The organism is Ligilactobacillus sp. ESL1201, from assembly GCF_058503265.1.
Map to the genome: position 1 here is coordinate 137,565 of NZ_CP196362.1, position 23,643 is coordinate 161,207.

At 45.7% G+C, this 23,643-nt stretch carries 28 protein-coding genes; 13 read left to right on the forward strand and 15 right to left on the reverse strand.

Annotated features, from left to right (window positions below):
• A complete protein-coding gene (locus tag ACSYSK_RS00720) occupies positions 1-282 on the forward strand; it encodes a metal-sulfur cluster assembly factor (protein WP_491715828.1) in 282 nt (93 codons plus the stop codon).
• A gap of 142 nt (positions 283-424) precedes the next feature.
• Here ACSYSK_RS00720 and ACSYSK_RS00725 read toward each other — a convergent pair whose 3' ends face one another.
• The 13 genes from ACSYSK_RS00725 to ACSYSK_RS00785 all read right to left on the reverse strand — a co-directional run bounded on the left by ACSYSK_RS00725 (position 425) and on the right by ACSYSK_RS00785 (position 8,839).
• Positions 425-760, reverse strand: coding sequence for a type II toxin-antitoxin system PemK/MazF family toxin (locus ACSYSK_RS00725; RefSeq protein ID WP_491715054.1), 336 nt, complete (start codon positions 758-760; stop codon positions 425-427).
• Entirely contained in the window at positions 761-1,024 is a 264-nt protein-coding gene (locus ACSYSK_RS00730; RefSeq protein WP_491715055.1) for an AbrB/MazE/SpoVT family DNA-binding domain-containing protein, read from the reverse strand.
• 89 nt (positions 1,025-1,113) lie between these two features.
• Positions 1,114-2,052, reverse strand: coding sequence for a hypothetical protein (locus ACSYSK_RS00735; RefSeq protein ID WP_491715056.1), 939 nt, complete (start codon positions 2,050-2,052; stop codon positions 1,114-1,116).
• A 4-nt stretch (positions 2,053-2,056) separates the two neighbouring features.
• Positions 2,057-2,323, reverse strand: a complete 267-nt coding sequence (locus ACSYSK_RS00740) for a hypothetical protein (RefSeq protein ID WP_491715057.1) — start codon at positions 2,321-2,323, stop codon at positions 2,057-2,059.
• Positions 2,324-2,343: 20 nt separating this feature from the next.
• Positions 2,344-2,988 carry a response regulator gene (locus ACSYSK_RS00745; protein ID WP_491715058.1) on the reverse strand — a complete coding sequence of 215 codons (645 nt, stop codon included), beginning with the start codon at positions 2,986-2,988 and terminating at the stop codon, positions 2,344-2,346.
• A 4-nt stretch (positions 2,989-2,992) separates the two neighbouring features.
• Positions 2,993-4,021, reverse strand: a complete 1,029-nt coding sequence (locus tag ACSYSK_RS00750) for a sensor histidine kinase (RefSeq protein ID WP_491715059.1) — start codon at positions 4,019-4,021, stop codon at positions 2,993-2,995.
• A gap of 171 nt (positions 4,022-4,192) precedes the next feature.
• The gene (locus tag ACSYSK_RS00755) at positions 4,193-4,432 is read right to left on the reverse strand and encodes a hypothetical protein (RefSeq protein ID WP_491715060.1); all 240 of its coding nucleotides are present in this window, start codon (positions 4,430-4,432) and stop codon (positions 4,193-4,195) included.
• Positions 4,433-4,622: 190 nt separating this feature from the next.
• A complete protein-coding gene (locus ACSYSK_RS00760) occupies positions 4,623-5,189 on the reverse strand; it encodes a molybdenum cofactor guanylyltransferase (RefSeq protein WP_491715061.1) in 567 nt (188 codons plus the stop codon).
• Between the two features lie 2 nt (positions 5,190-5,191).
• Positions 5,192-5,692: a cyclic pyranopterin monophosphate synthase MoaC gene (gene moaC / locus ACSYSK_RS00765; RefSeq protein ID WP_491715062.1), complete on the reverse strand. Its 501-nt coding sequence runs from the start codon at positions 5,690-5,692 to the stop codon at positions 5,192-5,194.
• Entirely contained in the window at positions 5,689-6,171 is a 483-nt protein-coding gene (gene mobB, locus ACSYSK_RS00770; RefSeq protein ID WP_491715063.1) for a molybdopterin-guanine dinucleotide biosynthesis protein B, read from the reverse strand. The genes moaC and mobB overlap by 4 nt, the downstream gene beginning before the upstream one ends.
• Positions 6,150-7,364 (reverse strand): molybdopterin molybdotransferase MoeA, encoded by a 1,215-nt coding sequence (locus tag ACSYSK_RS00775; RefSeq protein ID WP_491715064.1) that lies wholly within the window; start codon positions 7,362-7,364, stop codon positions 6,150-6,152. The genes mobB and ACSYSK_RS00775 overlap by 22 nt, the downstream gene beginning before the upstream one ends.
• Positions 7,354-7,839: a MogA/MoaB family molybdenum cofactor biosynthesis protein gene (locus tag ACSYSK_RS00780; RefSeq protein WP_491715065.1), complete on the reverse strand. Its 486-nt coding sequence runs from the start codon at positions 7,837-7,839 to the stop codon at positions 7,354-7,356. The genes ACSYSK_RS00775 and ACSYSK_RS00780 overlap by 11 nt, the downstream gene beginning before the upstream one ends.
• Before the next feature lie 10 nt (positions 7,840-7,849).
• Positions 7,850-8,839 (reverse strand): HesA/MoeB/ThiF family protein, encoded by a 990-nt coding sequence (locus ACSYSK_RS00785; protein ID WP_491715066.1) that lies wholly within the window; start codon positions 8,837-8,839, stop codon positions 7,850-7,852.
• Between the two features lie 120 nt (positions 8,840-8,959).
• On the opposite strand from ACSYSK_RS00785, the gene ACSYSK_RS00790 reads away from it, so the two are divergent.
• From ACSYSK_RS00790 to ACSYSK_RS00845, 12 genes are all read left to right on the forward strand, one after another.
• Positions 8,960-12,634 (forward strand): nitrate reductase subunit alpha, encoded by a 3,675-nt coding sequence (locus tag ACSYSK_RS00790; RefSeq protein ID WP_491715067.1) that lies wholly within the window; start codon positions 8,960-8,962, stop codon positions 12,632-12,634.
• On the forward strand, positions 12,624-14,183 hold the full coding sequence (gene narH, locus ACSYSK_RS00795; protein WP_491715068.1) for a nitrate reductase subunit beta: 1,560 nt from the start codon (positions 12,624-12,626) through the stop codon (positions 14,181-14,183). Before ACSYSK_RS00790 ends, narH begins: the two co-directional genes overlap by 11 nt.
• Positions 14,176-14,745, forward strand: coding sequence for a nitrate reductase molybdenum cofactor assembly chaperone (narJ, locus tag ACSYSK_RS00800; RefSeq protein WP_491715069.1), 570 nt, complete (start codon positions 14,176-14,178; stop codon positions 14,743-14,745). The genes narH and narJ overlap by 8 nt, the downstream gene beginning before the upstream one ends.
• On the forward strand, positions 14,738-15,421 hold the full coding sequence (gene narI / locus ACSYSK_RS00805) for a respiratory nitrate reductase subunit gamma (RefSeq protein WP_491715070.1): 684 nt from the start codon (positions 14,738-14,740) through the stop codon (positions 15,419-15,421). The genes narJ and narI overlap by 8 nt, the downstream gene beginning before the upstream one ends.
• Positions 15,422-15,429: 8 nt before the next feature.
• Positions 15,430-16,362 (forward strand): hypothetical protein, encoded by a 933-nt coding sequence (locus ACSYSK_RS00810; RefSeq protein WP_491715071.1) that lies wholly within the window; start codon positions 15,430-15,432, stop codon positions 16,360-16,362.
• 6 nt (positions 16,363-16,368) lie between these two features.
• Positions 16,369-16,785 carry a hypothetical protein gene (locus tag ACSYSK_RS00815; protein ID WP_491715072.1) on the forward strand — a complete coding sequence of 139 codons (417 nt, stop codon included), beginning with the start codon at positions 16,369-16,371 and terminating at the stop codon, positions 16,783-16,785.
• Positions 16,786-16,881: 96 nt separating this feature from the next.
• Positions 16,882-17,550 (forward strand): PAS domain-containing protein, encoded by a 669-nt coding sequence (locus ACSYSK_RS00820; protein WP_491715073.1) that lies wholly within the window; start codon positions 16,882-16,884, stop codon positions 17,548-17,550.
• Between the two features lie 300 nt (positions 17,551-17,850).
• On the forward strand, positions 17,851-18,537 hold the full coding sequence (locus ACSYSK_RS00825) for a 2,3-diphosphoglycerate-dependent phosphoglycerate mutase (RefSeq protein WP_491715074.1): 687 nt from the start codon (positions 17,851-17,853) through the stop codon (positions 18,535-18,537).
• Positions 18,538-18,672: 135 nt separating this feature from the next.
• On the forward strand, positions 18,673-19,188 hold the full coding sequence (locus tag ACSYSK_RS00830; RefSeq protein ID WP_491715075.1) for a hypothetical protein: 516 nt from the start codon (positions 18,673-18,675) through the stop codon (positions 19,186-19,188).
• 12 nt (positions 19,189-19,200) lie between these two features.
• A complete protein-coding gene (locus tag ACSYSK_RS00835; protein WP_491715076.1) occupies positions 19,201-19,908 on the forward strand; it encodes a hypothetical protein in 708 nt (235 codons plus the stop codon).
• A 128-nt stretch (positions 19,909-20,036) separates the two neighbouring features.
• Positions 20,037-20,552, forward strand: coding sequence for a hypothetical protein (locus tag ACSYSK_RS00840; RefSeq protein ID WP_491715077.1), 516 nt, complete (start codon positions 20,037-20,039; stop codon positions 20,550-20,552).
• 15 nt (positions 20,553-20,567) lie between these two features.
• A complete protein-coding gene (locus ACSYSK_RS00845; protein WP_491715078.1) occupies positions 20,568-21,266 on the forward strand; it encodes a hypothetical protein in 699 nt (232 codons plus the stop codon).
• Between the two features lie 164 nt (positions 21,267-21,430).
• Here ACSYSK_RS00845 and ACSYSK_RS00850 read toward each other — a convergent pair whose 3' ends face one another.
• Complete coding sequence (locus tag ACSYSK_RS00850; RefSeq protein WP_491715079.1) at positions 21,431-22,609, reverse strand: MFS transporter; 1,179 nt, start codon at positions 22,607-22,609, stop codon at positions 21,431-21,433.
• Positions 22,610-22,681: 72 nt separating this feature from the next.
• Entirely contained in the window at positions 22,682-23,560 is an 879-nt protein-coding gene (locus ACSYSK_RS00855) for an RluA family pseudouridine synthase (protein ID WP_491715080.1), read from the reverse strand.
• Positions 23,561-23,643: the final 83 nt, after the last annotated feature.

Genomic DNA, 23,643 nt, shown 5'->3' on the forward strand with positions numbered 1-23,643 from the left:
ATGACGGCCCTAGAAGACGTGATCGACCCCGAATTGGGGATCGATTTGGTTAATCTCGGCTTGATCTATGACGTGCACGTTGATCAAGGTCACTGCGTAGTAACGATGACCTTAACGACGATGGGTTGTCCGTTAGGCGACTTGTTGGCTAGGCAAATTTTGCAGGCTGTCACGTCGGTAGTAGGGGTTAATGATTGTGATATCGATTTAGTTTGGGAACCGGCCTGGGACATGAGTAAGATGAGTCGCTTTGCTAAGGTAGCGTTGGGGATCCACGGATGATAGGCGGCTGCCAGCTGGAGCGCAATTAAACAGGCTAAGAAACACCAAACAAGTAGTTATTAAAAAACAAGTGCTGATGACGAAAAATCAGCACTTGTTTTTGGCATATATTGAAAGAAAACTTAGCTTAAAAAAATTCATTCTAATAATTCCCAGACCTACTAATAAATTCGAATAATCCTAATTGATCTTTTTTAGTTAATTTTCCTAATGGTGGGCGCGCAAATACTTGATTTTTTGCTAAACGATATACTTTGTGAGTATCAACGTATGATTTTTTTAATAAGCCAGCAGCTTGCCATTCACTGATTGGGTAATACAATTTTTTTATTTGGGCAGATTTTTTTGTGTACTGGCTGGTGATTTTGAAAACTATAACTCGTGTTTCCGTAACTTGAACCACCAACGCAGGGCGTCTTTTATACTTGTTTTGTTCATCGAATGGCACATTAGCCAGATAAATTTCCAGAGGCTGCATTTATCCGTTGACCATCCAATCGTGAAAATCAGGAGATTTTTGTGGGTCATAGTGTCCGTTTTGGTCAAGCTCAACATCTTCCATTGGTAATTTAGTAATTAAGTTAGACCAGTCCTGTGCAGTCGGTACTTTTTTGATCGTTATTTGATTATTGTGAACTGCAAAAGAAACTTCGCTTCCCTTCTTTAAGCCTAAAGCTTCCCTAATTGTTTCCGGGATCACGATTTGTCCTTTTTGTGATACGTATCCTGTCAGTGTTTTCATTCGATCCCCTCCCAAGTAAATCGGTTTACATTCAGTGTATTGTAATATGAAGTTAAATTCAAATAAAAGCTGCTATACACCAGTTATTGTTAATCCTTTGTGATCGTTATGTTGCTACTTGCCAGTAGTTGTTCGACCGTGGGCGTGAAGACGGTATTGAAATAAGCGTCGCTAGCAAAAGTATCTTGACTGAGGCTATTTTTAAATTGTTCAAATGCTCGCAGACGCATTTGTTCGACCCAGTCGTTTTGCTGTTCAAATAAGGGCCGGGTTTTGGTATCGGACTGTAAAATAGTAATGAAATAAAAGAAGAGGTGGTAAAAAGTATTGTCTAAGACCCAAAAGAAAGTTCGTTGCTTGATCTTATTGGTGGTGATCTGTTCCAGCGTTTGTTGTTGGAGTACTTCATTTTTCACGAAAGCCGCGCTGCTGAGGAGCAGATTTTCACAAGTTGTGAGGTGTGCCAGGTACGTGGCAAATTGCGGGAGTTGTGCGGTTGTTAACGCGCGCCCGCTTTTTTGTTGCACTTGTTTCGGCGTTAATTGTTGCAGCATTGTTAGTAATTGCTGCTTTTGGTGGTGTGCTTCTTGACTGAGTGCTTGTTCTACTTGAGTTAAAAATTGCTCGTTTTGTTGTAAGCAGTGTTTCACAGTTTGAGTAATGGCGCTGAAATCATGAGTGGCAAAAAATTCTTGTGTTGAGCCGACGACGAAGTAGCGGTCACTATTTTTTTGCTGGTGGGAAATAAACTGAATCACTAAAGCAGTATCCGTTTCTGTGAGCTGTGCTAGTTGTTTTCCTTGTTGCCGTTGCAGTACGGCCGTGGCGTTTTTAGGCAGTAAGTCAGTGCTTAGTAGTGTGATCTCGCTGTCCGTTGCCATGACCTGCAAAGAAAAAGGCACTGGGCTGTGGTGGTTAATAACCAGTGCGCTCAGTGTTTCTTGCACTTCTTGCAGAGTTTGCTCGTCGTTTTGGGGCACGGCGTAGAAACTGGAAGTATAAATTTGCGGGTGCTCGTTAGTTGGCATGCAATTACTCATCCTTTGTTTGTTGTAATTCTTGTAGTTTTTGCTGGCCTGTTGGTGTTAAACTGGCCTGACTCAGGTCAAAACTGGCAAGGTGTGTGGCACCTTTTTCCGTGAGTTGTGCGTTGAGCAGGTAGTTGTTGGCGAGCGCTTGTTTAACGGTGATGAACAACAGCGAATTTGGATTGATTTGGCGGCCTGTAGTGAATTTGTGGGCGGCAACATCACTTAAAATTCCCCGTAGTTCTTCTGTTGGTGTCACGTTTTTATTCATTATATTTCCTCCCGCTGTCATTAAAAATCGATCAAATGGTGGTGGACAGCGTAACGCACCAGTTGTGGGCGCGAAGTGAGGTGTAACTTACGCATGATATTAGCCTTATGAGCTTCTACGGTTTTGGTCGAAATGAAAAGTTTAGCCGCAATTTCCTTGTTGGAATATCCGATTGCCACTAACGGGATGACTTCTTTTTCGCGTTTGGAAAGATCTTTGTAACTACAAAGATTAGCATCCATTTTAGTGTCTTTGAGGTCTTTTTGTGACAATTGGATATTGCAGTCGACGTATTCTTGATTGTTAGCTAACGATTTGACCGCCGCTATTAGCTGTTCGTCAGGAGAACTTTTCAACACGTAGCCCATTGCGCCGTTATGTAGGGCCTGGTTGATGTATTCTTGTTGTTCGTGCATGGACAGGATCAAAATGCGGACTTGCGGGAAATTTTCGTGGATCCTTTTGGTTGTGATCAGGCCGTTTTCTCCCGGCGGCATGTTAAGGTCTAAGATCAAAATATGAATGTCACCCTGCTCGACGCGCAAATAAGTTTCGGTCCCGTTAGTCGCCTGTCCGGCTACGGTAAAGTTAGGAAGATTTTCAATGATGTAAGCTAAACCGGACCGCACGATCGCGTGGTCATCGGCAATTAAAACTCGGTACATATTGTTATTCCCCCAGTGCTTGTTGTTCCGGAAACTTAGTGATCACGGTAGTACCACTGTCTTGATGAGAGTTGATTTCAAAGTAACCGTTCAGCATTTTGACGCGTTCGTTCATGTTCATTAATCCCAATGACTTACCGTTAAAATGCTGTTTTTGTGGGTCGAAGCCCTGGCCGTCGTCGATCACTTCTAAGGTAACGTAATGGCAGTGTTCGACTAATAGCAAGTTGATCTCACTGGCATTAGCGTGTTTCAGTGCGTTATTGATAGCTTCTTGAGCGATACGATACAAAACGATCTTGACGTCGGGGGTCAGGTGTGTAGTATCAGCCCGGTTGGTGACCGTGATCGGAATCCCCGAAGTTGACTGTAACCTTCGAGCCAGCACGTTTAACGCGGCAGGTAAACCAATGTTGTCTAGGACAGAAGGCCTAATATCTAAGGCCAATTCCTTGGTTTCTGCTAAAGTGGCGTTGATCTCGTTTTCAATGTCAACGAGTGTCTGTTTGACGGTGGGGGTTACCATTTTTTGGATCCGACGTAATCCCATTAGCGCGGAGTACAGTTTTTGGGCAATACTGTCGTGTAAGTTTTGTGAAATTTTTTTGCGCTCCTCTTCGTGGGCGCGGTTAACGTATTGATTCAGCTGCTTTTGGCGTGAGAGTTCATTCATGCGCTCGATGGTATCCCGACTTTTCAGGGTTAGTGAGAAAATTTTTTCCGTGGGATCCAAGAGGTTGAACACCAAAAAAAACTTCAACGGATGAGCAAATTCAGTACCTAATGTAATGGGAACTGAGATCTCGTGCATCTGTTCTTTGATGGCACAATTAAAGCAACTGTCACTTTGAGAGAAACGTTCTTGAATATTGGTGTCTACTAGTTGGACTAGGTAGTCGGGATCGAGTTTTAATTGGGTCAAAAGATCAGCAGCCCGGTCATTACAGTATAACAAATCGGCATCATTAAAAATAAAAATGGCGTCTGCGGCAAGTTTTAGATATTGACGTAGCCAACTAATTGCTACCTCCATTGGGTTTACCCCCATAATTAGATTGAAATATTATCACAAGACTAAGCAAAAAGTGAGTATTGTGTTAAAAAATATTTAGCATATCGATATGTTCGCCATTAATAATAACATTAATTCTAATATTTTAAATCTTTAAATTACAAAAGTAAATATTATAAATAAAAAAATATTCTATAATGGAATATCTAGGGAAAGGTCCACAAATTTTTGGTAGTGCAGGCGTAGTTCTTTAGTACCTTGGAGTTGGGCATCGATTTTTTCTAGGTGATGGTCTTTTTCTAACGAACGCATCTCGCTACTGACCTGGCTAAATTCATTTTCTAGTAGCGTTTGTTTGATAGTCAGGCTTTCTAAGGCGAGTGCCAGCAACCGTTGAAAATCTTTGGGGGCCATCGTTTCTTTTGTGAGCATGCAGGGAGTTCCTTTCTGTTGGTTGGTAGTTTTGTAAGGGCGCTGCCTAACTAGGTCGATCCTCGGCGACTAATCGTCAGCTTACGCAGCTTGATCTTAATTGTGCTGCGCAAAGCAACAGTCTGTGTCTAGCTACGTCTGACAACAAGTCCCAATCGCCTTATCGCCAGCCTAGGCTAGTACTCGACTGTTAATCGCTTTGCTCCGCAGCTTGATAATTAGTATTTTCAAATTCCTTTTCGCTCGCGAAGTAAAATGGTGCGCACCCTAATTTGTCCTTGATAAAATCTTGCAGGCGTAAGTTTCCTAACCTTAAGTATTCTGTCACAGTGCGCGCCTCAACTCTGAAATGACAAACTGCCGGGTGTTCGTGTCGCGGCGTCACCGCAAAACTATTCACGTGTTCGGCCAGCCGTTGCAATGAACTAAATGTCACGTTGGGGTAGTCGACGGCGAGCATCAAGTAGTCTTGTTGCTGGCTAAATTGCTGGACAACGGCGTTGATCCCCGCTAATGGTCCTAAAGCCACGAAAGGTGGTTGGTCAAGGACTAATAAGACGTGTTTTTTCGCGGCAAATTGTTGTTGCAGTGATTGGAAATTTTGCGGATTGGCACTAACGACTACTTGCTGACACAAACAAAGCAATTTGTTGACTGCTAACGCGACGTTATTGGGCGTTGAACTGTTTTTATGATACAAGGCTTTGTCTTGGTGAAAACGGGTCGAGTTGCCGCCGGCTAGTACGATTCCGATCATCGTTACTCTCCTTTAGTGCTGGAATTTTTTTGGTAGTTAAAGTCGCCACTTTTACCCCCACTTTTGTGGACGAGGTGAACGTGGTTGATCTCCATCGCCCGATCGATCGCCTTACACATGTCGTAAATAGTTAGCAGTGCGATCTGCACGGCGTTGAGCGCTTCGATCTCCACGCCAGTCACGTGTTTAGCTTTTACCGTGGCCGTAACGTTGATGGTATTGTGGCCGTTGTCCGTAAAATTCAGGTCGACGCCAGTCAAGGGAATGATGTGACACATCGGGATCAAACTGCTAGTTTGTTTAGCACCCATGATCCCGGCAATCTGCGCGGTTTGTAAGACATCGCCTTTTTTCATTTTACCTGCGTGGATCTGTTGGAGCGTTGCTGGCAACATGGTGATCGCACCACATGCGCTGGCGGTGCGCACAGTAACTGCTTTGGCCGAAACGTCGACCATTCGTGGTCGTTGCTGGTGGTTAAAATGGGTAAATTCTGTGCTCATTGGTGTCCTTCCTTTAAATAATTAGATTCAAACCAGCTGGTGATCGCCGACAGTCCGATCAGTTTAGCAGCGGGATGTGCGGTCAAACTAGCCGTCGTAAGTACGTTGTTGACGTGTGCGAGATCTGTCAGGCGGTCGTTTGGTCTTAACAAAACGATTTTGGGATAATTTTTTTGCTTACAGCCTTCCACTAAAACGAATTGTGTGTTTAGTTGTGCAATAGTTTGAGTTAATGAAGAACTGACGGGTGGTAATTGGTGGTAAAAAAGTCCGTGTGGCGACATTAGAACTACTTTTTGTGCGCCTTCTTGACTAAAACTAGCGGTGTCGCTTCCGACCAAGTCCATGGTCGCTTGGTGAACGTCGTGTTTGATGACGCTGACCGTTTGCTGGTGTTGCACTAACAGTTGAAGCCAAGCGTTGATGACTGTCGTCTTACCGCTTTTTTTAAAACCGACTACTTGTAAGGTAACAGCCATGTCATTACCTCGGAATTTTCCGTGAGCGGTTCTGTACTGTGAGGGATCTTAAATAAACAGGTGGTAGACTGTAAATTTTTCAACGCCCCAGACTGATCCGGTCCGTTGGGATAAACGTAATAGCGCCCTTGTTTGTAAGAGCAGGTTCCGCGCAAAATGCGATCGAAATTATTGATCTTGCGATACGGTGCTCCGAGGATGGCATTTAGTTTGCGCAGGTGGGAATTTTGACCGCAAAAACGGCGTAATAAGGGCTCGACATAGAGGTAAAAACCGGTAAAACAAGCGCCGGGATTCCCCGAGAGTGCCATGATAATGGTGTCTTGGTAGATAAACGCCGTCGTTACACTACCAGGCCGCATTTTGATCTTGTTAAATAGTAATTGCTGCGAGTCGCGCGCTAGGTCACCGACAAAATCATAATCGCCGACAGACACGCCGCCATCGGTGATCACGATGTCACTTAAGGTCAAGGCTTCTTGCAAGGTAGTTTTGAGCAGCTGGTCATTATCTTGGAGCTGCTTTTCGTAGACAATCTGACCGCCATTTTCTAATACGAGGTGGTGCAACAAAACCGCGTTACTGTTAAAAATTTTACCGGCAACGAGTTTTTCTTGGGGCGCGAGCAGTTCGGAGCCGGTCGTGATCAAGGCGACTTTTGGTTGGCAAAAGACGGTAACTTTTTGGATCCCAAAATTGGTCAACATGGCGATCCCGCCAGCATTTAACTGAGTTTTAGCCGGTAATAAAACCTCACCTTGACGCATTTCTGAGCCAATCTCTGAGATATTAGTATTTTTATTGCCGGCTAAGATCGTGATCGTGTCTGCTGTCAGCTGTTTAGTTTGTTCGAGTTTGATAACTTTGGTGGCGCCGCGGGGAACAAATGCTCCTGTCATGATCCGCACGGCCTGACCTAAAGCAACTTCATCGCTGAAAGTAGAGCCGGCGGGAATGTTGCCGATCACCGTAAAAGTTGCGGGGTAAGATTGGTCGTGACTTTCTTTGATCGCGTACCCGTCATAGCCTGACCTGCGAAAATGTGGGTAGTCGAAGGGAACGGTGATATCGGCTGCTAAGACGCGCCCGTGGGCCTGACTTAGCGGCAGCGTTTCCTGTTTAGTAGTGATACTGAGTTGAGCTAGTTTATCCTGTGCACTAGCAATCGTGATTTCATTTCTTTTAGTTAGCATGTGATGTTTGTTTATTCCTTTCGTAAAGTAAGTGCTCGTATTCGGGGACGATCAGCTCGCTAAAAGCTAACTGACACGCGGCAGTCGCTCCGGGCAAACAGTAGCACAACTGGTTGCGGTAATTGAACCCAGCCACGGCCTTCGACGCTAGCGCGTGGGTCCCAACCTGTGCCAACGATAAACTGCGAAAAGCTTCGCCGAATCCCGGCAGAATTTCCGGCAGTAGTGGAGTCAGTGCGGCAATCGTCACGTCGCGTAACGAGATCCCGGTCCCACCGTTGGTGATGATCAGGTCCGGGGCTTGTTGTTCTAACACCAAAAAGGCGCTTTGAATATCGACGACATCGTCTTTAACGAGCTTACGGGCACAGACGGTGACGAGTTTGTCTGCTAAGGCTTTTGTTAGGTAGTTACCGGACTCGTCGTTATCTAAATGACGGGTATCGCTAATGGTCAAGATCGCCGCTGTTGTCATTTTGTTCACCTCATAAAGTGGTTTGTAGTTGTTGTAAAAATGCTTGCGTACTTTGCATGTCGGCGAAGTTGTAAAACAGTAATTTGCCGTTGCTAAAAATACTGACTGCACGTTCGTTGAACTGAAAATGAATAAACTGTGAGTTGCCCTGATAGGCAATTTTTTGGGCAGTTAACTTTTGGATCAGCGGGCGCAAGCAGACTTTTTTGCCTAAAGAAACCGTATAAACACCGCTACCACATAATTTCTGCAAGCCGACTGCTGGTTGCTTAGGTGGCTGTAGTCGGTGACAAAACGGACAGTTGGGATTTTTAGTGACGCTAAAGGTATTCTGTTGTAACTGCCAGTTGTTGACGGTCAGTAGCTGCGAAAAATCGATTTCCGTGGGAGCTACTAAATAATGGAGCGCCAGTGAGACTTGCAGGCTGGCAACTAGCGAGACTAGCGGGGTATTGACGCCCGTGATGTCACAGCCATTTTCTTGATGCGTGGTAAGCTGGGGAAAAACACAGCGTAAACAGGCGTAACGCGCAGGATCAAGTGCCATGACGTAACCGGTGTTGGCCGCACAGCTGGCGAAGATATAAGTAAAATGATGGCGCACGGCGGCTTCGTTTAGCAAGTTGCGGGCGGCGAAATTATCCAGGCAGTCTAAGGCGAGGTCGAAGTGCTCGTTTGCCAGTAACTGCGCGCTTAACGTCGTCGGGTAAATGGTGATGGTGACGGCTGAATTGATTTGGTGCAGCCGCTTTTTAGCCGCTTGGACTTTCAGTTGTTTTTGGTGTGCATCTTCTTCGGTAAAAAGGTTTTGGCGCTGCAAGTTGGTCAGTTCAACGATGTCGGGATCGACTAAGATCAAATGACCGACACCGCTGCGGACGAGTTGTTCGGCCGCGCTACTTCCTAGGGCGCCAACACCTGCGATCAAAACGGTTGCTTGTTGAATTTTTTGTTGGCCCTTTTTACCGAGGACTCGTTCTTGCCGGTCGTAACGTCCCATTATTTTCACCTCATCAACTTAAAACATAGGCATTTCCCTAGTCGCAGTATAGCAAATGAAATGCTAACCTAACATTAGGGAAAAGACCTACTTTAGAGGAATCATGTGGGGTGAATAGAAGTGGTAAAGTCACGTTTTTTCAAAAAAGTTACTAAATTTAATGGTAGCTTTTCGCAACTAGAAGATAATCAGCGCCGCTGGGAAAGTTTATACCGGCAACGCTGGGCTCATGACAAAGTAGTGCGCACCACACACGGCGTTAATTGTACTGGTTCTTGCAGTTGGAACGTTTACGTTAAACAAGGAATTATCACTTGGGAACACCAAGCGACAGATTACCCACAGTGTGCACCAGATATGCCCGATTACGAACCGCGGGGTTGTCCGCGGGGCGCTAGTTTTTCGTGGTACGAATACAGTCCGGTGCGTATCAAGTACCCGTACGTGCGCGGGAAATTATGGCAGCTGTGGCAAGCGGCTAAAAAGCGGTTTGATAACCCGCTAGAAGCGTGGAGGAGTATCGTTGAGGACCCGCAAAAAGCGCAGGAATATAAATCTGCTAGAGGACATGGCGGGATGATCAGGGTTCACAGGCAAGAGGCTTTTGAACTGATTTCGGCCATGTTGTTGTATACGATCAAAACCTATGGGCCGGATCGGTTGGCGGGATTCACGCCGATCCCCGCGATGTCGATGGTCAGTTACGCCTCGGGAGCGCGTTTTTTGTCCCTGTTAGGTGGCGAAATGTTGAGTTTTTACGACTGGTACGCCGACTTGCCGCCGGCATCTCCGCAAGTTTGGGGAGAACAAACCGACGTGCCGGAGTCTGCCGATTGGTACAACAGCCGCTACATCATGATGTGGGGTTCTAATATTCCGCTGACGCGTACTCCGGACGCCCATTTTATGACGGAAGCCCGCTATCATGGCGCTAAAATAGTGGCGGTCAGCCCGGATTACGCCGAAAACGTCAAATTTGCCGATAACTGGCTGGCTCCTCACCCGGGGACAGATGCAGCGTTGGCACAGGCGATGACCCACGTGATCTTAAATGAATTTTACGTTGACAGACACGAAGAACAATTTATTAAGTACGCTAAGCAATACACGGATCTGCCGTTTTTGGTATTACTGGATCAAAGTGCTGCTAACGTCGAGCACTACACGTCGGGCCGTTTTTTGCGGATCGCCGATTTGAGCACGGCTGAGATTACTAACGCGCAATGGAAACCCGTGTTCCAAGACGCACAGACGCATCAATTCGTAGTTCCCAACGGCACGATGGGACAGCGCCACGATCCCCAGCAAAAATGGAACTTAAAGTTAACCGATGAAAACGGTAAGCCACTAGACCCGCAATTGTCTGTTGATAGTGAGCAGTTCGTTGAGCTTGATTTTCCTCTTTTTGACCAAGAAGGTAGTGGCGTTTTGACCCGCAACGTGCCCGTGATAGAAGTCACGCTTGCCGACGGGACTAAACGTAAAGTGACGACGGTTTACGATCTAATGCTCAGTCAGTACGGGATCGCTCGTTTTGCGGGAGACCAGTTGGCAGCTAGCGGTTACGATGATGCCTCCAGTCCGTATACTCCTGCTTGGCAAGAAAAAATCACCGGCGTCAAAAGTAGTTTAGCATTGCAGATCGCCCGTGAGTTTGCGCAAAACGCGTTAGAAACCGGGGGCAAGACGATGGTGATCATGGGTGCTGGCATTAATCACTGGTACAACAGCGACATGATCTACCGCGCAATTATCAATAATTTAGTTTTATGTGGTTGTGAGGGAGTTACTGGCGGCGGCTGGGCTCATTACGTTGGTCAAGAAAAGCTGCGGCCCCAAGAGGGTTGGAGCACGATTGCCTTTGCTAATGACTGGCAAAAAGGTGGTGCGCGCCAGCAAAACGGGACATCGTTTTTCTATTTTGCTTCCGACCAGTGGCGCTATGATGAGATCGATAACCAAGCACTAAAGTCGCCCGTTTTCAAGGCAAATAAAAAACATTCTTACCAACACGCGGCTGATTACAATCAACTAGCCGTGCGCTTGGGCTGGTTGCCATCTTACCCGCAATTTGACCGGAACTCGTTAGCGTTTGCCCGTCAGTATGGCACCGACCAAATTAAAGAGATCGCCCCGCAAGTTGTTAAGGAACTCAAACAAGGGACGTTACATTTCGCGGTGGAAGATCCAGATAAAAATTGCAATCAACCTAAGGGGCTATTTGTCTGGCGTTCTAACTTGTTTACCTCGTCGGGTAAGGGCCAGGAGTATTTCATGAAACATTTGCTTGGGACGGAAAATGGCTTACTGGCCAGTCGCAACGACGAAAACCGTCCACAAGAAATGGTGTGGAACCAAGCAGATGTTACCGGCAAACTGGACTTAGTAGTCGACTTAGATTTTCGGATGGTCTCGACGCCGATGTATTCCGACGTGATCTTACCAGCGGCTACGTGGTATGAAAAAGTCGATTTGTCGTCGACCGACATGCACCCGTTCATCCATCCTTTTAACGCTGCAATCAGTCCGATGTGGGAAGCCAAAAGTGACTGGCAACAATTCGAGTTGCTTGCGCAGACTTTTTCACAAATGGCCCAAAAGTACTTCTCCGAGCCGCAATATGACTTGAAGACACAGCCATTAGGACACGATACTGCCGGCGAGATCGCGCAGCCGTTAGGCCAGATCAAGGACTGGAAAAATGGAGAAGTTGATTGCATTCCAGGTAAAACGATGCCGTCTTTGTCACTGATCAAAAGAGATTACACGCAAGTCTACCAGAAATTTATCGCACTGGGGCCAAAAGCTCGAGGCAAAGTCGGCGGCTTGGGTTATTCTTACGACGTCAGTCAGGAATACGATGAACTTAAAACCAAATTGGGTGTAGTAGAAGATGGAATTGGTGCCGGGTGCCCGAGTTTAGCGGCTGATGCCAACGTCGTTAATGCGATCTTACACCTTTCAAGTACGTCTAACGGCCACGTCGCTAGCCGCGCATGGCAGGATGCCGAAGATAAAACTGGTGTTGCACTCACCGATATCAGCAATGGCCAAAAAGAAAAGCAATTAGACTTACGTTCGATCACGGCACAACCGGCAGAGGCGATTCCGACGCCAATCTTTACCTCGGCTAAACACGACGGCCAGCGCTACTCGCCGTTTACGGTTAACGTTGAAAGATTAGTACCATTCAGGACATTGACGGGCCGCCAGCAATTTTACGTCGACCACGAGATCTTTGGTGAATACGGGGAAATGCTGGCCAGTTACAAACCAACGCTACCGCCGCAGGTAATGGGGCCTAAGGATCGTAAGGTAACAACGGGTCAACCCGAATTAACGTTGCGTTACATGACACCGCACGGTAAGTGGAACATTCACACTACTTATTACGATAACTTGGAGATGCTAACACTGTTTAGAGGCGGACCAAACGTTTGGTTGAGCACGGTAGACGCGGCGAAAATCAATGTCAAAGATAATGATTGGTTGGAATTGTACAACAGAAACGGTGTGGTGACAGCCAGAGCCGTAGTTTCTCACCGGATCCCGGAAGGAACGATGTACATGTATCACGCCCAAGACATGGAAATTCAAGAACCGTTGTCTAACATCACGGGTAACCGGGGTGGTTCGCACAACGCGCCGACACAGATCCACATCAAGCCGACGCAAATGGTGGGCGGGTACGCACAGTTGAGTTATGCCTTTAACTATTACGGACCGATCGGTAACCAACGGGATCTGTACGTCAACGTGCATAAATTAAAGAAGGTGAACTGGAATGAAGATTAAAGCCCAGATCGGCATGGTGTTGAATTTAGATAAGTGTATTGGTTGTCATACCTGCTCGGTCACGTGCAAGAATACTTGGACTAACCATCCGGGGACCGAATACATGTGGTTTAACAACGTGGAAACTAAGCCGGGGGTCGGTTACCCTAAACGCTGGGAAGACCAAGAACACTATCACGGTGGTTGGCAATTGAATAAAAAAGGCAAGCTAACTTTAAAAGCAGGCAACAAGGTTGAAAAACTAGGCTTGGGCAAAATTTTTAATAATCCCGACATGCCCCAGTTAGACGATTACTACGAGCCGTGGACTTACGATTACCAAACGCTTTTTGGCACTAGTAAAAAACACCAGCCAGTGGCTAGAGCTAAATCCCAGATCACAGGACGCACGATGGATCTAAAGTGGGGACCTAATTGGGACGATGACTTGGCCGGCTCTGCCGAGTACTTAAAACAGGACCCTAACATCGAAAAGATAGAAACCGATATTAAGGACAACTTCGAACAGGCCTTCATGATGTACCTACCACGGCTATGCGAGCACTGCTTGAACCCGGCGTGTGTCGCTTCGTGTCCTTCGGGTGCAATGTACAAAAGAGACGAGGACGGCATCGTGTTGGTAGACCAGAAACGTTGTCGTGGCTGGCGTTTATGCATGACGGGTTGCCCGTACAAGAAGGTTTATTTTAACTGGAAAACTAATAAGGCCGAGAAGTGTACTTTTTGTTACCCGCGGATCGAAGAAGGTCAGCCGACCGTTTGTGCGGAAACTTGCGTGGGCCGGATCCGCTACATTGGCGTGATCTTGTATGACGCAGACCGGGTGGAACAAGCCGCTGAAACGGTGGACGAAAAGCAACTTTATGAAGAACAACTCAAGTTATTTTTGGATCCTAACGATCCCGGGATCATTGAGCAAGCTTTAGCCGACGGCATTTCAGAAGAAATGTTGGAGGCTGCACAGAAATCGCCGATCTACCAGATGGCAGTTAAAGAAAAGATTGCTTTTCCGTTGCATCCTGAATACCGGACGATGCCGATGGTGTGGTACGTGCCGCCGTTATCTCCGATCATGAGTTACTTTGAGGGCCGCGACTCACTCAAGCATCCGGAAATGATCTTTCCGGGCATCGACGAAATGCGCATTCCCGTGGATTATTTGGCCAGTTTGTTGACGGGTGGCAACACCGCAGTTATCAAACAGGCTTTGTGTAAGTTAGCGATGATGCGTTTGTACATGAGAGCTAAGGTAGCTGGCAAGGATTTTGCAGTAGATAAATTAGAGCAAGTCGGATTGACCGAAAAAAGTGCGGTTTCTTTGTACCGGTTACTGGCGATCGCCAAGTACGAAGACCGTTTCGTGATCCCACAAAATCAGCAAAATAAAATGGATTCAGCAGCAGCTAAGCAAGGAATGTTGGGCTATGACGAATGTGATGGCTGCGCGTTAGCACCGAGTCATGAAGGAATTTTCGCACAGGCACAAAGTGGGGCTTCTCCGGATGAAATTTATGCCGAGAGTTTTTATGGGGGAATTTGGCGTGATTGATTTTGCACAGATCCGCGCGTTGAAAAATGCGTACCAACTGCTGTCGGTGCTGATAGATTACCCGACGGCGACGACTTTTTCTCGGCAAAACGAAAAGTTTTTACAAGAGCAGTATCCCAATACGGCTAACAAACAGAAAGTCCAGGCGATTTTTGCTGAGCTGCGACGAGAATCGTTAGTCGCGGTGCAGTTGCATTATAGCAACTTATTTGAAATGAACCTTCGTTTTACGTTGTACCTGACTTTTTACCAGTTTAAAGATTCGCGTAAACGCGGGACGGTCTTGGCGAAACTAGCGATGCTATACGAAATGTTTGGGGTCTCCTTTAAAAGCGGGGAGCTGGCCGATTATTTGCCTGCAATGTTGGATTTTTTAAGTGTGGGCGATTTTACGGTGGCTAACTCGGATATCAAATTGCTGTTCGAAGTCCTCGAAGATGGGACTTACAATTTGTTGCAAAATATCATCGAGCAGCCCGACGACCCGTACTTGCGACTGATTGCTGTGATCCGTAAAGAAGTTAGAAGTTGTGTCAAAATGGAGTTGAAAGTTGATGAATGAAATCGGACCGTTTTTGTTATGGGTCGTCTACCCGTACGTGATGATCTTGTCTTTTATCATCGGTACGGTGGTGCGACTGACTTGGTTTCGGGGCGGCGTGACCGCTAAATCGAGTGAGATGCTGGAAAAAAAGAAATTAGTAGTCGGTAGTATCGTCTTTCACGTCGGGATCATCCTGGTCTTTTTTGGCCACGTGTTAGGGATCTTAATTCCTAAAGCAGTGACGGACTTTTTGGGGATCTCAGATCACTTGTACCATTTATTTGGTTCGCTGATCATGGGGACCGGCGCGGGGGTGTTGGCCTTAGCTGGGATCTTGGTGTTGACCTACCGGCGTTTTAGTAGCCCACGTGTCTTTTTTACCAGTTCGTGGAGTGATCTGATCGTTGACTTGGCGTTGCTAGTGACGATCATTTTGGGACTGTCCGCCACGCTTTCGAGCCCGTTGCACCCCAATTTTGATTACCGGACGACGTTGTCGGTGTGGGCGCGGCAGTTATTTATCCTGCACCCCGACTGGCATTTAATGACCGCGGTGCCGTTAGTTTATCAAATACACGTGATCTGTGGTCTGGCGATTTTTGGCTTCTTGCCGTACACTCGTTTGATCCATGCGCTGGCGATCCCGTTGCAGTACTTTAAGCGGCGCTACATCGTTTACCGCAAAAAGGGGTGAGAGAGACGATGGCCTATTTTCATATGCGACCGACTAAGGTCAAAGTAGCTAAACACCTAGTGACTAACTCGCAGGTGCCGTTTCAAAACTTGTTTGACTCCGTTAATTTCGCAGAATTTCGCTCGGTGTTAAGAAAAACGATTCAGGATATAGCGGCTAAACGTGTTACTACGCAAACTGAGCGAGCTAAGGAAAGCATGAATTTAGAAAAGCAATTGGAAATTGAAACGCGTAAGTACCAGCGCCAAAACACAGTCTACGATAATCAGCAAGCGGAGTTACAGGATTTGTTAGCACTCTACCATCAGCTAATAGTTGGTGGCATGCGTGCGGGTGAGCAGGATATGGTAACTGCGCTCAAACAAACGGCGACTAGCCTACAAAGTCTCGCACACAGTACGGGTGATGGGCTGTTGTACGCACCGGCACCTGCACCCAAATTAATTTCCGGCAGCTTTTACGCCGTGATCGCTACGCTTTTGGGCGACTTTTTACCTGCTGGTGACGTTGAGGGACGCAAAAAAGTTTTCACGCAATTACAAAGTTACGCCGGTCGGGATTGGGACGCGTATCTGACTCACGAATACGACGAACAAAACAACGTGAAAAACGAGCGCTCCTTGACGGATGAACAGTACCTGACTAAATTACAACGAATCGAAGAAAATTATGCGCAACAAAGTTATTATGAGGTCTTAGGTGACATTTACCGCGAGCTGACAGCTTGGTTGGTGCCCACGTACTTGGACACACTTTCTCTGTTACAAACGGACTTGCGCCCGGTATTAAAGACACACCCGAAATTGGTGGTGCGACTGAAGCAGCTAGTTCACCAAGAATTTAAGGTTGATTCGCAGGGAAAAGATCACGTCATGGATCAGCGCCTAGAAGAGATTGCCCGCAAGTACCAGTTTTACCGGGAAAATTTTGCAAGGGAATGATCAGAGTTGGATTTAGGACAGAAAATGGGGACCCCAGAATTTGAACGCACTTTTTTCGTGTTAGACCACGCACTGACCGTTGACAATGTGACTGATTTTGCGTTTCAAGGTGACGTCTATCCTGAACAGATTGCCCCGGACACCTGGCTGTTGCCGTGTTATCTGGCGGACGACTTAAACTTATTTTTGCTGTTTAGTCCTAACGAAAAGGGAGTTTGGCTCGCGAATTGCGTGCAGGCTAAAGTCGAAAGGCAACACGAGATCACGGCGATGTCACACGCAGTGCCGCTCGGCATGGGGCTCAACACGCTGGGGACGATCAGCCCTAGTCAAGCACTACAAGTTTTAGGTTACTTACAGACACTGATCGTCAATTCGCTGGGTCATTTTGATGACCAGCTGTGGCGTCAGTATGTAAAATGAGAAATTTCAACTAATTTAATGATAAAAATAAGTGAATATCAGCATTATTTTTGTTACTATTAGCACATAATATTTTAATTTTAAGGAGCTGTTAAAATGACTGAAAAAATAGATCCGCAAATCGCAGAATTGTACGGCCAAAACCCGACGCCAACGACGGTTCGTGGCGTTGACATGGACGATGAACACTGGGTAGAAAAAGCGTCCGAAAAAGTAAACGCCGTTAAGGGTGATACTTACGTGGAACTCGACCACGGCTTGATGACGGTCAACCAACTGAATCAATTTTTGAAGGCTTTGCCCGTTGAGTTGACTTTCGTGGATGAAAACGACCAGTTTTTGTATTTCAATCACAACACGCCGGCTAAGGACATGTTGGCGGGAAGAAAGCCGGAGCAGATCGGAAATCCGATGGCCGACTGCCACCCGCCGCGTGCGCGTAAAGGTGCGGCTGCCGTGGTTAAAAAACTACGTGCCGATCCGCAAGCTTCCGTTAAAACACCGATTCCGGGTAACAATGACGAGCAATATGTCGTGCATTTTTATTACGGCATGCGCGATGAGCAGGGAACTTACCGCGGCGTTAACGAACAGATTTTTGATATGATGCCGCTAATTAAGTGGTACTTGGCTAAAACGGGGCAAAAATTGGTAAAAGATCCAAACGCGAAGGTGGACGCACTGAGCAGCGCATCGACGGCGCCGGCAAAAGAAGAACCAAAAGAAGAGCCGAAGCAAGACACGACGACGGGAGCATCGTACTAAAAGCTGCGAAAGCTAGCGTTTAGCAGTCGTGGACTAAGTGGCATTGAACGGCAAATCAAGAACCTGGATTTGTTGTTCAATGTCCTTAGGACCTAGACTGCTGCTAGCTGGAACGCGATTAAGAAAAACTATAGAGATAAGCGAGTGGTAATTTACTTTGAAACTAGGCTAATGCTAGACTTAACTACTTTTTGACGCAATTCCTTTTTTTCACAATTTAGTTCGCCGTTGCTTTCAATTTAGCTAGATTCATTGTAAAATAAATGGTGTAAACTATAAAAGAAAGAGGTTTAGCCTATCATGTCTAAATTAGTATTTATTCGTCATGGTCAAAGTCAGTGGAACTTAAAGAACTTGTTTACCGGCTGGGTCGATGTTGACTTAAGCGACCAAGGAGTTCAAGAAGCTACAACAGCGGGCAAGAAGTTAAAGGAAGCTGGTATTCAGTTCGACCAAGCTTATACTTCCGTGTTGACTCGTGCTATCAAGACTTTGCACTTGGCTTTGGAACAATGTGACCAATTATGGATCCCAGAAACGAAAACTTGGCGTTTGAACGAACGTCATTACGGCGCATTACAAGGCCAAAACAAGGCTGAAGCTGCTGAAAAATTCGGCGACGAACAAGTGCACATCTGGCGCCGTTCGTATGACGTATTGCCGCCGTTGTTGAAAGCCGACGACGAAGGCTCTGCAATCAACGACCGTCGTTACGCTAACTTGGATCCGCACGTAGTTCCTGGTGGTGAAAACTTGAAAGTTACTTTGGAACGGGTAATGCCGTTTTGGGAAGATCATATCGCACCCGACTTGTTAGCCGGCAAGAACGTGATCATCGCCGCTCATGGTAACTCATTGCGCGCTTTGACTAAGTACCTGGAAGGTATTTCCGACGATGACATCATCAACTTGGAAATGGCAACAGGCCAGCCGGTCGTTTACGATTTGGACGATAAGTTAAACGTTGTGAAAAAAGAAAAGCTTTAAACTCAAGTGAAAGCACCGCTGACGTGAACACGCGTTGGTGGTGCTTTTTTCTATCCACTAATGAAAGCGCAGTCAATGATTGATTGAATTTCAGAAACATTAATGGTAATTTAATTTATATAGGAGGCGATTACAATGAAAAAGAAACATATTTTATCACTTGTTTTGTTGAGCTTAGCAACAATTATGTTTACAGTTGTAGCTACTAAAATTGATGTGTTGGCTAGTAGAGCTGATCCTATTACTAAGGTATATGTTGAAGACCCACATCTATTTGATGATATCTATGGTAATCATCATTTGGGAATTAAAATTTGGGTAAAGGGAAGTTCAGGTGGAAGTTATAAATTAGATGGGAAAAAGGTAGATATATTTCAGAGAGAACCTGCTGATCCTATGGACAGGGGAAATATAGCTATTGCTGCTACAGGAGGTATTGGAGGTACTGGAATTGATGGTACTGGACAGTTAGTTGGCAATATTTATAATGTTGATTTGGGTAATCCAACTAAAATATCTGACGGACAACATACCTTTCAGTATTATTTAGTTAATGTAGGAGGCGGGTGGCCTATGCAAAAATGGGATGGTGCGACTAGCTTTTATGGTGAAAAGTATAATACATTACCTGTCCCAGATGTAGGCAATTAAGGGGAGATTTTAATGGCAATTAATAATGTTAGCGGCAGTAATTCAGTTGTACAGCCAACTAAGCCTAAGGCGTGGGTTGATAAAACCCCGTTAGAAAGATTTACTGATGCCAGAGATAATAATGAACTAATTGGGGCATCGGAAGATCATTACGGTAATAATTACAAGTTAGGTATTGATAAAAAATCAACCAAAGATGATCCGATAATTCAAGCCTATATATATAATAATGGTCAGTTAAAAAGCAAATTCTCCATTCACATCAACGACGTTGATCCTAGTAATGCGACACCGGTGGAGATGGACGCAATGGTCAATTATTACGCTACGACAGGTGAAATACAGGACCGTACTCAAGGGGCAGAAGTTTGTAATGCTTTGCATTTCGGTAGTAGTGTTTATGATAAAGTAAATTTTGTTGATTATTACCAACAAGATATTGGTATGTATAACAATTCGGGGTTTTTCTATACGAAGATTACTAACGATTTTCAAAAGCAGCTGGATGACTTAGAAGCGATGTATCACAAATATCACCCAGAAGGCGATCCGAGTCATCGGGTGGCTACTAAAGGAGCACTCCGTGTTAAGTTTGATTTTAGCGGGCTATACGATGAAGTGCGTAACAATTACTTAGGCAATTACCAAGAAAATGAAAACGAAAAATTAATGAAGGCGACAGAAGCCTACAAAAAAACTGATGGGTCTGATAATAACTAATCAATAAAATTATTTGGAATTTAACGTTTCTATGGGGTAGTGTTTTTTGATAGGTAATAGAAATAAATAAAAAGTTGATTGAATTAGTGTAATTAATATTAATTGAATTTTCAAAGGAGGCGCTCACAATGAAAAAGAAACATATTTTGTCACTTGTTTTGTTAAGCTTAGCAACTATTTTATTTACGATTACTACTACTAAAGTTGATGTTTTTGCTAGAAGACCTGAGCCAATTACTAGGGTAAATGTCGGAACTCCACGCATATTTGCTGATAAATGGGGAAATCGACATTTAGGAATTAAAATTACAGTGATGGGAAATTCAAGTGGAAGTTATAAGTTAGATGGAAAGGAAGTTAAGTATTTTATGGGATATCCTGCTGATCCTGCGGATGAAGGAAATATTGGAATTACTCCTTCAGGTGTAGGTGGGATTGGTGAAGTAATAGGCAATATTTACAATGTTGATTTAGGCGACCCAACAAAATTATCTGATGGGCAACATACATTACAATATTATTTTTATGAAATGGGTCCATGGCCTCATAAGCTTTGGGACGGTGCTACAAGTTTTTATGGAGAAAAATATAATCTACCTGAGGTTCCAGAAACAGCGTCCTTAATTTCGAAAGTAAATGATTAGGAGGAGGAAAATTTAATGGCAGTCAATAGTGTTAGTAGTACTACACTCACGCCGGTGCCTAGACAACCGAAAAAATGGATAGACAAGACCCCTTTAGAAAGATTTACTGACGCTAGAGATAATCATGAATTGATTGGAGCATCAGGAGATAAGTATGGTAATGCCTATCAATTGACAATTGCGAAAAATTCCACGAAGGATGATCCGGTAGTTCAAGCCTATATTATAGATGATAACTTAAAAGTTACAGATAAATTTTCTATTCACATCAATGACGTCGACCCCAGCAATGCCACTCCGGTGGAGATGGATGCGATGATTGATTATTATGCCACGACAGGCGAGGTGGAAGATTCCACTCGGGGGGATGAGATAGTTGATTCGTTAGGTGATGGTAATAGTGTTTACGACAAAGTTAATTTTGTCGATTATTACCAACAAGATATCGACATGTATAATAATTCTGGGTTTTTCTACACGAAGATCGCCAGTGATTTTCAAAAGCAATTAGATGGCTTAGAAGCAATGTATCACAAGCATCACCCAGAAGGAGATTCGAGTCACCGGGTAGCTGCTAAAGGAGCGCCACGGGCTAAGTTTGATTTTAGCGGGCTATATGATGAAGTGCGCAACAACTACTTAGGCAATTATCAGGAAAATGAAAACGAAAAATTGCTGAAGGCGACGGAAGCCTACAAACAAACTGAAAAGTAAATTATTTAGCTGTCGCAAAAAGGAGCCATGACAAAATTATTTTGTCATGGCTCCTTTTTTGGTCCGATCTTTCCCTGTTACTTTCACGTTGGTCAGTCCAACAGTTAGCATGGCTGTCGCTAAGCTGATCAATACAAATACTGATTTTTTGATGATAATTCCCCCTACTTAGTTTGACTGACGGTCCTTTTTAGTTGTACTGCTGTTAAAATGCAGGCCATCACCAGCGCGATGCTGAGTTGCATTAAGTACGTGCCGTGCAATAGGTCACTGGAAAAGTGGGGTACGATCCAGTTGAAAACTAGCGCCGAGCTGGAAAATCCGAGGCTGGTCAATCCCGAAAAAAAGCCCATGACTAACGGATAGCGTTGCGGCGTCGCTAACGTTGACAGTAGGTATGGCACGGTCATCAGGGTGGTGGCGCTGGCGGCCCCAATCAAAAAAGTGGCGCACGAAATGCTGTATAAGTTGTGCCACGTCAGTAACAAAAAGCCGCCGAGTACGACTAAGCCGTAGCTAAAGACTAAGATGTAATTTCGAAATACGCGCCGGATCCATTTAATACTAATACCGATCACGATCGCAGCGAAGCCATCGAGCATCATGACTCTGCCGGTTACGGCCGGGGAGCCGAGGTGAAAGTGCTGGATGTAAATGGCATTTTTGTTGTATAAGACGGCTTCTAATGCGACCATCACACACGCTGTCAGTAAATAGCCGACGATCGCGCGGACGTCACAGTGTTCCCGAACTTGCACGGGAGTTTCGTCGGCTGGTTGTGCGGGCCTTTTATTAGGGATCGTGAACAAAGCAATGACTAAACACAGTGGCGCCAGCAAGAAGATCAAGTAAGTAAATAGCCAGTTGTGACTGGCAAGCAGCCCGCTCAAAAAATTCATCACCATCGAAGAACCATTTTCAAGCGCGACGACAAAGCCCAAGATGATCGCTAATTTTTCCCCGCTATAGGTGTATGATTCCAGGCTGGGCAGGGTGGTGGTGACGCCGCCTTTGCCTAAGCCTGCTAAAAAGCCTAGTAATAGTAAAACGGTGACGGAATTGTGCCAGGCAAATGGTAGTAAGCCGCCACAAGTCAAGATGGTCAGGCTAGTGAGTGCGATTTGTTTTAAGGTAAAATGGTCCAGTAATTTGCCAAAAACGATGCCCGAAAATGCCGCCGCTAAGTCGGAAATCGTGGCCAATGATTCGACCGCGGTCGGGTCAGCGTGCGGGAAAGCCTTGCCGACTGCTGCGATCGCTGGTGAGAGAGTTGCCGTTAAATCGGCTACGAGTGCCAGTGAAATGATAGCTAGCATGAGTTTACTTGAATTTTTACGCGCCATGTTAAATTTCTCCTAGAAGTAAAATTACTACGTATTTTAATTATAGCGAAATCTACTGTTCAGGGGAAATTTTTATGTGTGGGGCCAGTCGGTAATGGTGTAAAACTCGTGCGGAACCGGGGAATAAACGCTGCGGTACTGCCAGTCAAACGGTATTTGGTATTCTAACTTAGCGGCGTGTAAGTACAAACGAGCGGCTGGTCGTCCGCCATATAGCGGGTCACCGACGATCGGCATTTTCAAACTAGCAAGATGAACGCGCAACTGATGAGTCCGGCCGGTCGCTAATTTTAAGGAAACTAGCGCGTATGTGGAGTTATGGGCTACTACTGAATAATAAGTAGTGGCTGGTCTGCCGCTCGGCGTGATCATTCGTTTACGCTGGTCCGTCGGGTCGTATCCGATAGCCCCGGAGATAGTGCCTGTTAGTGGCATTTGGGGATTGAACCGGGTAACGGCGACGTAGGAGCGTTGCAGCACTTTTTGCGCTAACTGTCGTTCTAGTGGCGGGATCACCAGCGGATTTTTTCCTACCATTAACAGGCCGCTAGTCAGCATGTCCAAACGGTGCAACATCAATGGAGTCGTTGGCAGGTAGGCGGCTAGCTGATTAAAGAGGGTGTCGTTTTCCGTTGGTTGGTTAGGGTGAGTTTTGATACCCGCGGGCTTGGCGACTACGAGCAAGTCGTCGTCTTCGTATTGCACGCTAAAAGTCTGGCGGTCGGCGGGTAAATAATGCTGGGTCGGTTCCGGAATTTCCAGTTTGAGGTCGATCAGGTCTCCGTTTGTGACCAGCTGGTTAAATGACAAGTAACGTCCGTTGACTAAAATCTGGCGTTTGCTGCGTAATTCATGCTGCCACTTGCGGGGAATGCGCCATTCTTGCAGGACGGCGCGCACGCTTAGCGGTTGGTGTAAGTGTTTGATCTGAAAATGACGGGTCAGCAACATAAGGGCTCCTCCTTTGTAATCAGCATACCGTAAAATTGCAGAAAAAACAGTAATTTAAGTCGCGACTGCTAGTTTAGCGGCTT

What these genes read in the sequence shown, in the direction of transcription:
- ACSYSK_RS00720 (WP_491715828.1), top strand. Translation starts at nt 1, where the DNA reads ATGACGGCCCTAGAAGACGTGATCGACCCCGAATTGGGGATCGATTTG.
- ACSYSK_RS00725 (WP_491715054.1), bottom strand. Translation starts at nt 760, where the DNA reads ATGCAGCCTCTGGAAATTTATCTGGCTAATGTGCCATTCGATGAACAA.
- ACSYSK_RS00730 (WP_491715055.1), bottom strand. Translation starts at nt 1,024, where the DNA reads ATGAAAACACTGACAGGATACGTATCACAAAAAGGACAAATCGTGATC.
- ACSYSK_RS00735 (WP_491715056.1), bottom strand. Translation starts at nt 2,052, where the DNA reads ATGCCAACTAACGAGCACCCGCAAATTTATACTTCCAGTTTCTACGCC.
- ACSYSK_RS00740 (WP_491715057.1), bottom strand. Translation starts at nt 2,323, where the DNA reads ATGAATAAAAACGTGACACCAACAGAAGAACTACGGGGAATTTTAAGT.
- ACSYSK_RS00745 (WP_491715058.1), bottom strand. Translation starts at nt 2,988, where the DNA reads ATGTACCGAGTTTTAATTGCCGATGACCACGCGATCGTGCGGTCCGGT.
- ACSYSK_RS00750 (WP_491715059.1), bottom strand. Translation starts at nt 4,021, where the DNA reads ATGGAGGTAGCAATTAGTTGGCTACGTCAATATCTAAAACTTGCCGCA.
- ACSYSK_RS00755 (WP_491715060.1), bottom strand. Translation starts at nt 4,432, where the DNA reads ATGCTCACAAAAGAAACGATGGCCCCCAAAGATTTTCAACGGTTGCTG.
- ACSYSK_RS00760 (WP_491715061.1), bottom strand. Translation starts at nt 5,189, where the DNA reads ATGATCGGAATCGTACTAGCCGGCGGCAACTCGACCCGTTTTCACCAA.
- moaC (WP_491715062.1), bottom strand. Translation starts at nt 5,692, where the DNA reads ATGAGCACAGAATTTACCCATTTTAACCACCAGCAACGACCACGAATG.
- mobB (WP_491715063.1), bottom strand. Translation starts at nt 6,171, where the DNA reads ATGGCTGTTACCTTACAAGTAGTCGGTTTTAAAAAAAGCGGTAAGACG.
- ACSYSK_RS00775 (WP_491715064.1), bottom strand. Translation starts at nt 7,364, where the DNA reads ATGCTAACTAAAAGAAATGAAATCACGATTGCTAGTGCACAGGATAAA.
- ACSYSK_RS00780 (WP_491715065.1), bottom strand. Translation starts at nt 7,839, where the DNA reads ATGACAACAGCGGCGATCTTGACCATTAGCGATACCCGTCATTTAGAT.
- ACSYSK_RS00785 (WP_491715066.1), bottom strand. Translation starts at nt 8,839, where the DNA reads ATGGGACGTTACGACCGGCAAGAACGAGTCCTCGGTAAAAAGGGCCAA.
- narH (WP_491715068.1), top strand. Translation starts at nt 12,624, where the DNA reads ATGAAGATTAAAGCCCAGATCGGCATGGTGTTGAATTTAGATAAGTGT.
- narI (WP_491715070.1), top strand. Translation starts at nt 14,738, where the DNA reads ATGAATGAAATCGGACCGTTTTTGTTATGGGTCGTCTACCCGTACGTG.
- ACSYSK_RS00810 (WP_491715071.1), top strand. Translation starts at nt 15,430, where the DNA reads ATGGCCTATTTTCATATGCGACCGACTAAGGTCAAAGTAGCTAAACAC.
- ACSYSK_RS00820 (WP_491715073.1), top strand. Translation starts at nt 16,882, where the DNA reads ATGACTGAAAAAATAGATCCGCAAATCGCAGAATTGTACGGCCAAAAC.
- ACSYSK_RS00825 (WP_491715074.1), top strand. Translation starts at nt 17,851, where the DNA reads ATGTCTAAATTAGTATTTATTCGTCATGGTCAAAGTCAGTGGAACTTA.
- ACSYSK_RS00830 (WP_491715075.1), top strand. Translation starts at nt 18,673, where the DNA reads ATGAAAAAGAAACATATTTTATCACTTGTTTTGTTGAGCTTAGCAACA.
- ACSYSK_RS00835 (WP_491715076.1), top strand. Translation starts at nt 19,201, where the DNA reads ATGGCAATTAATAATGTTAGCGGCAGTAATTCAGTTGTACAGCCAACT.
- ACSYSK_RS00840 (WP_491715077.1), top strand. Translation starts at nt 20,037, where the DNA reads ATGAAAAAGAAACATATTTTGTCACTTGTTTTGTTAAGCTTAGCAACT.
- ACSYSK_RS00845 (WP_491715078.1), top strand. Translation starts at nt 20,568, where the DNA reads ATGGCAGTCAATAGTGTTAGTAGTACTACACTCACGCCGGTGCCTAGA.
- ACSYSK_RS00850 (WP_491715079.1), bottom strand. Translation starts at nt 22,609, where the DNA reads ATGGCGCGTAAAAATTCAAGTAAACTCATGCTAGCTATCATTTCACTG.
- ACSYSK_RS00855 (WP_491715080.1), bottom strand. Translation starts at nt 23,560, where the DNA reads ATGTTGCTGACCCGTCATTTTCAGATCAAACACTTACACCAACCGCTA.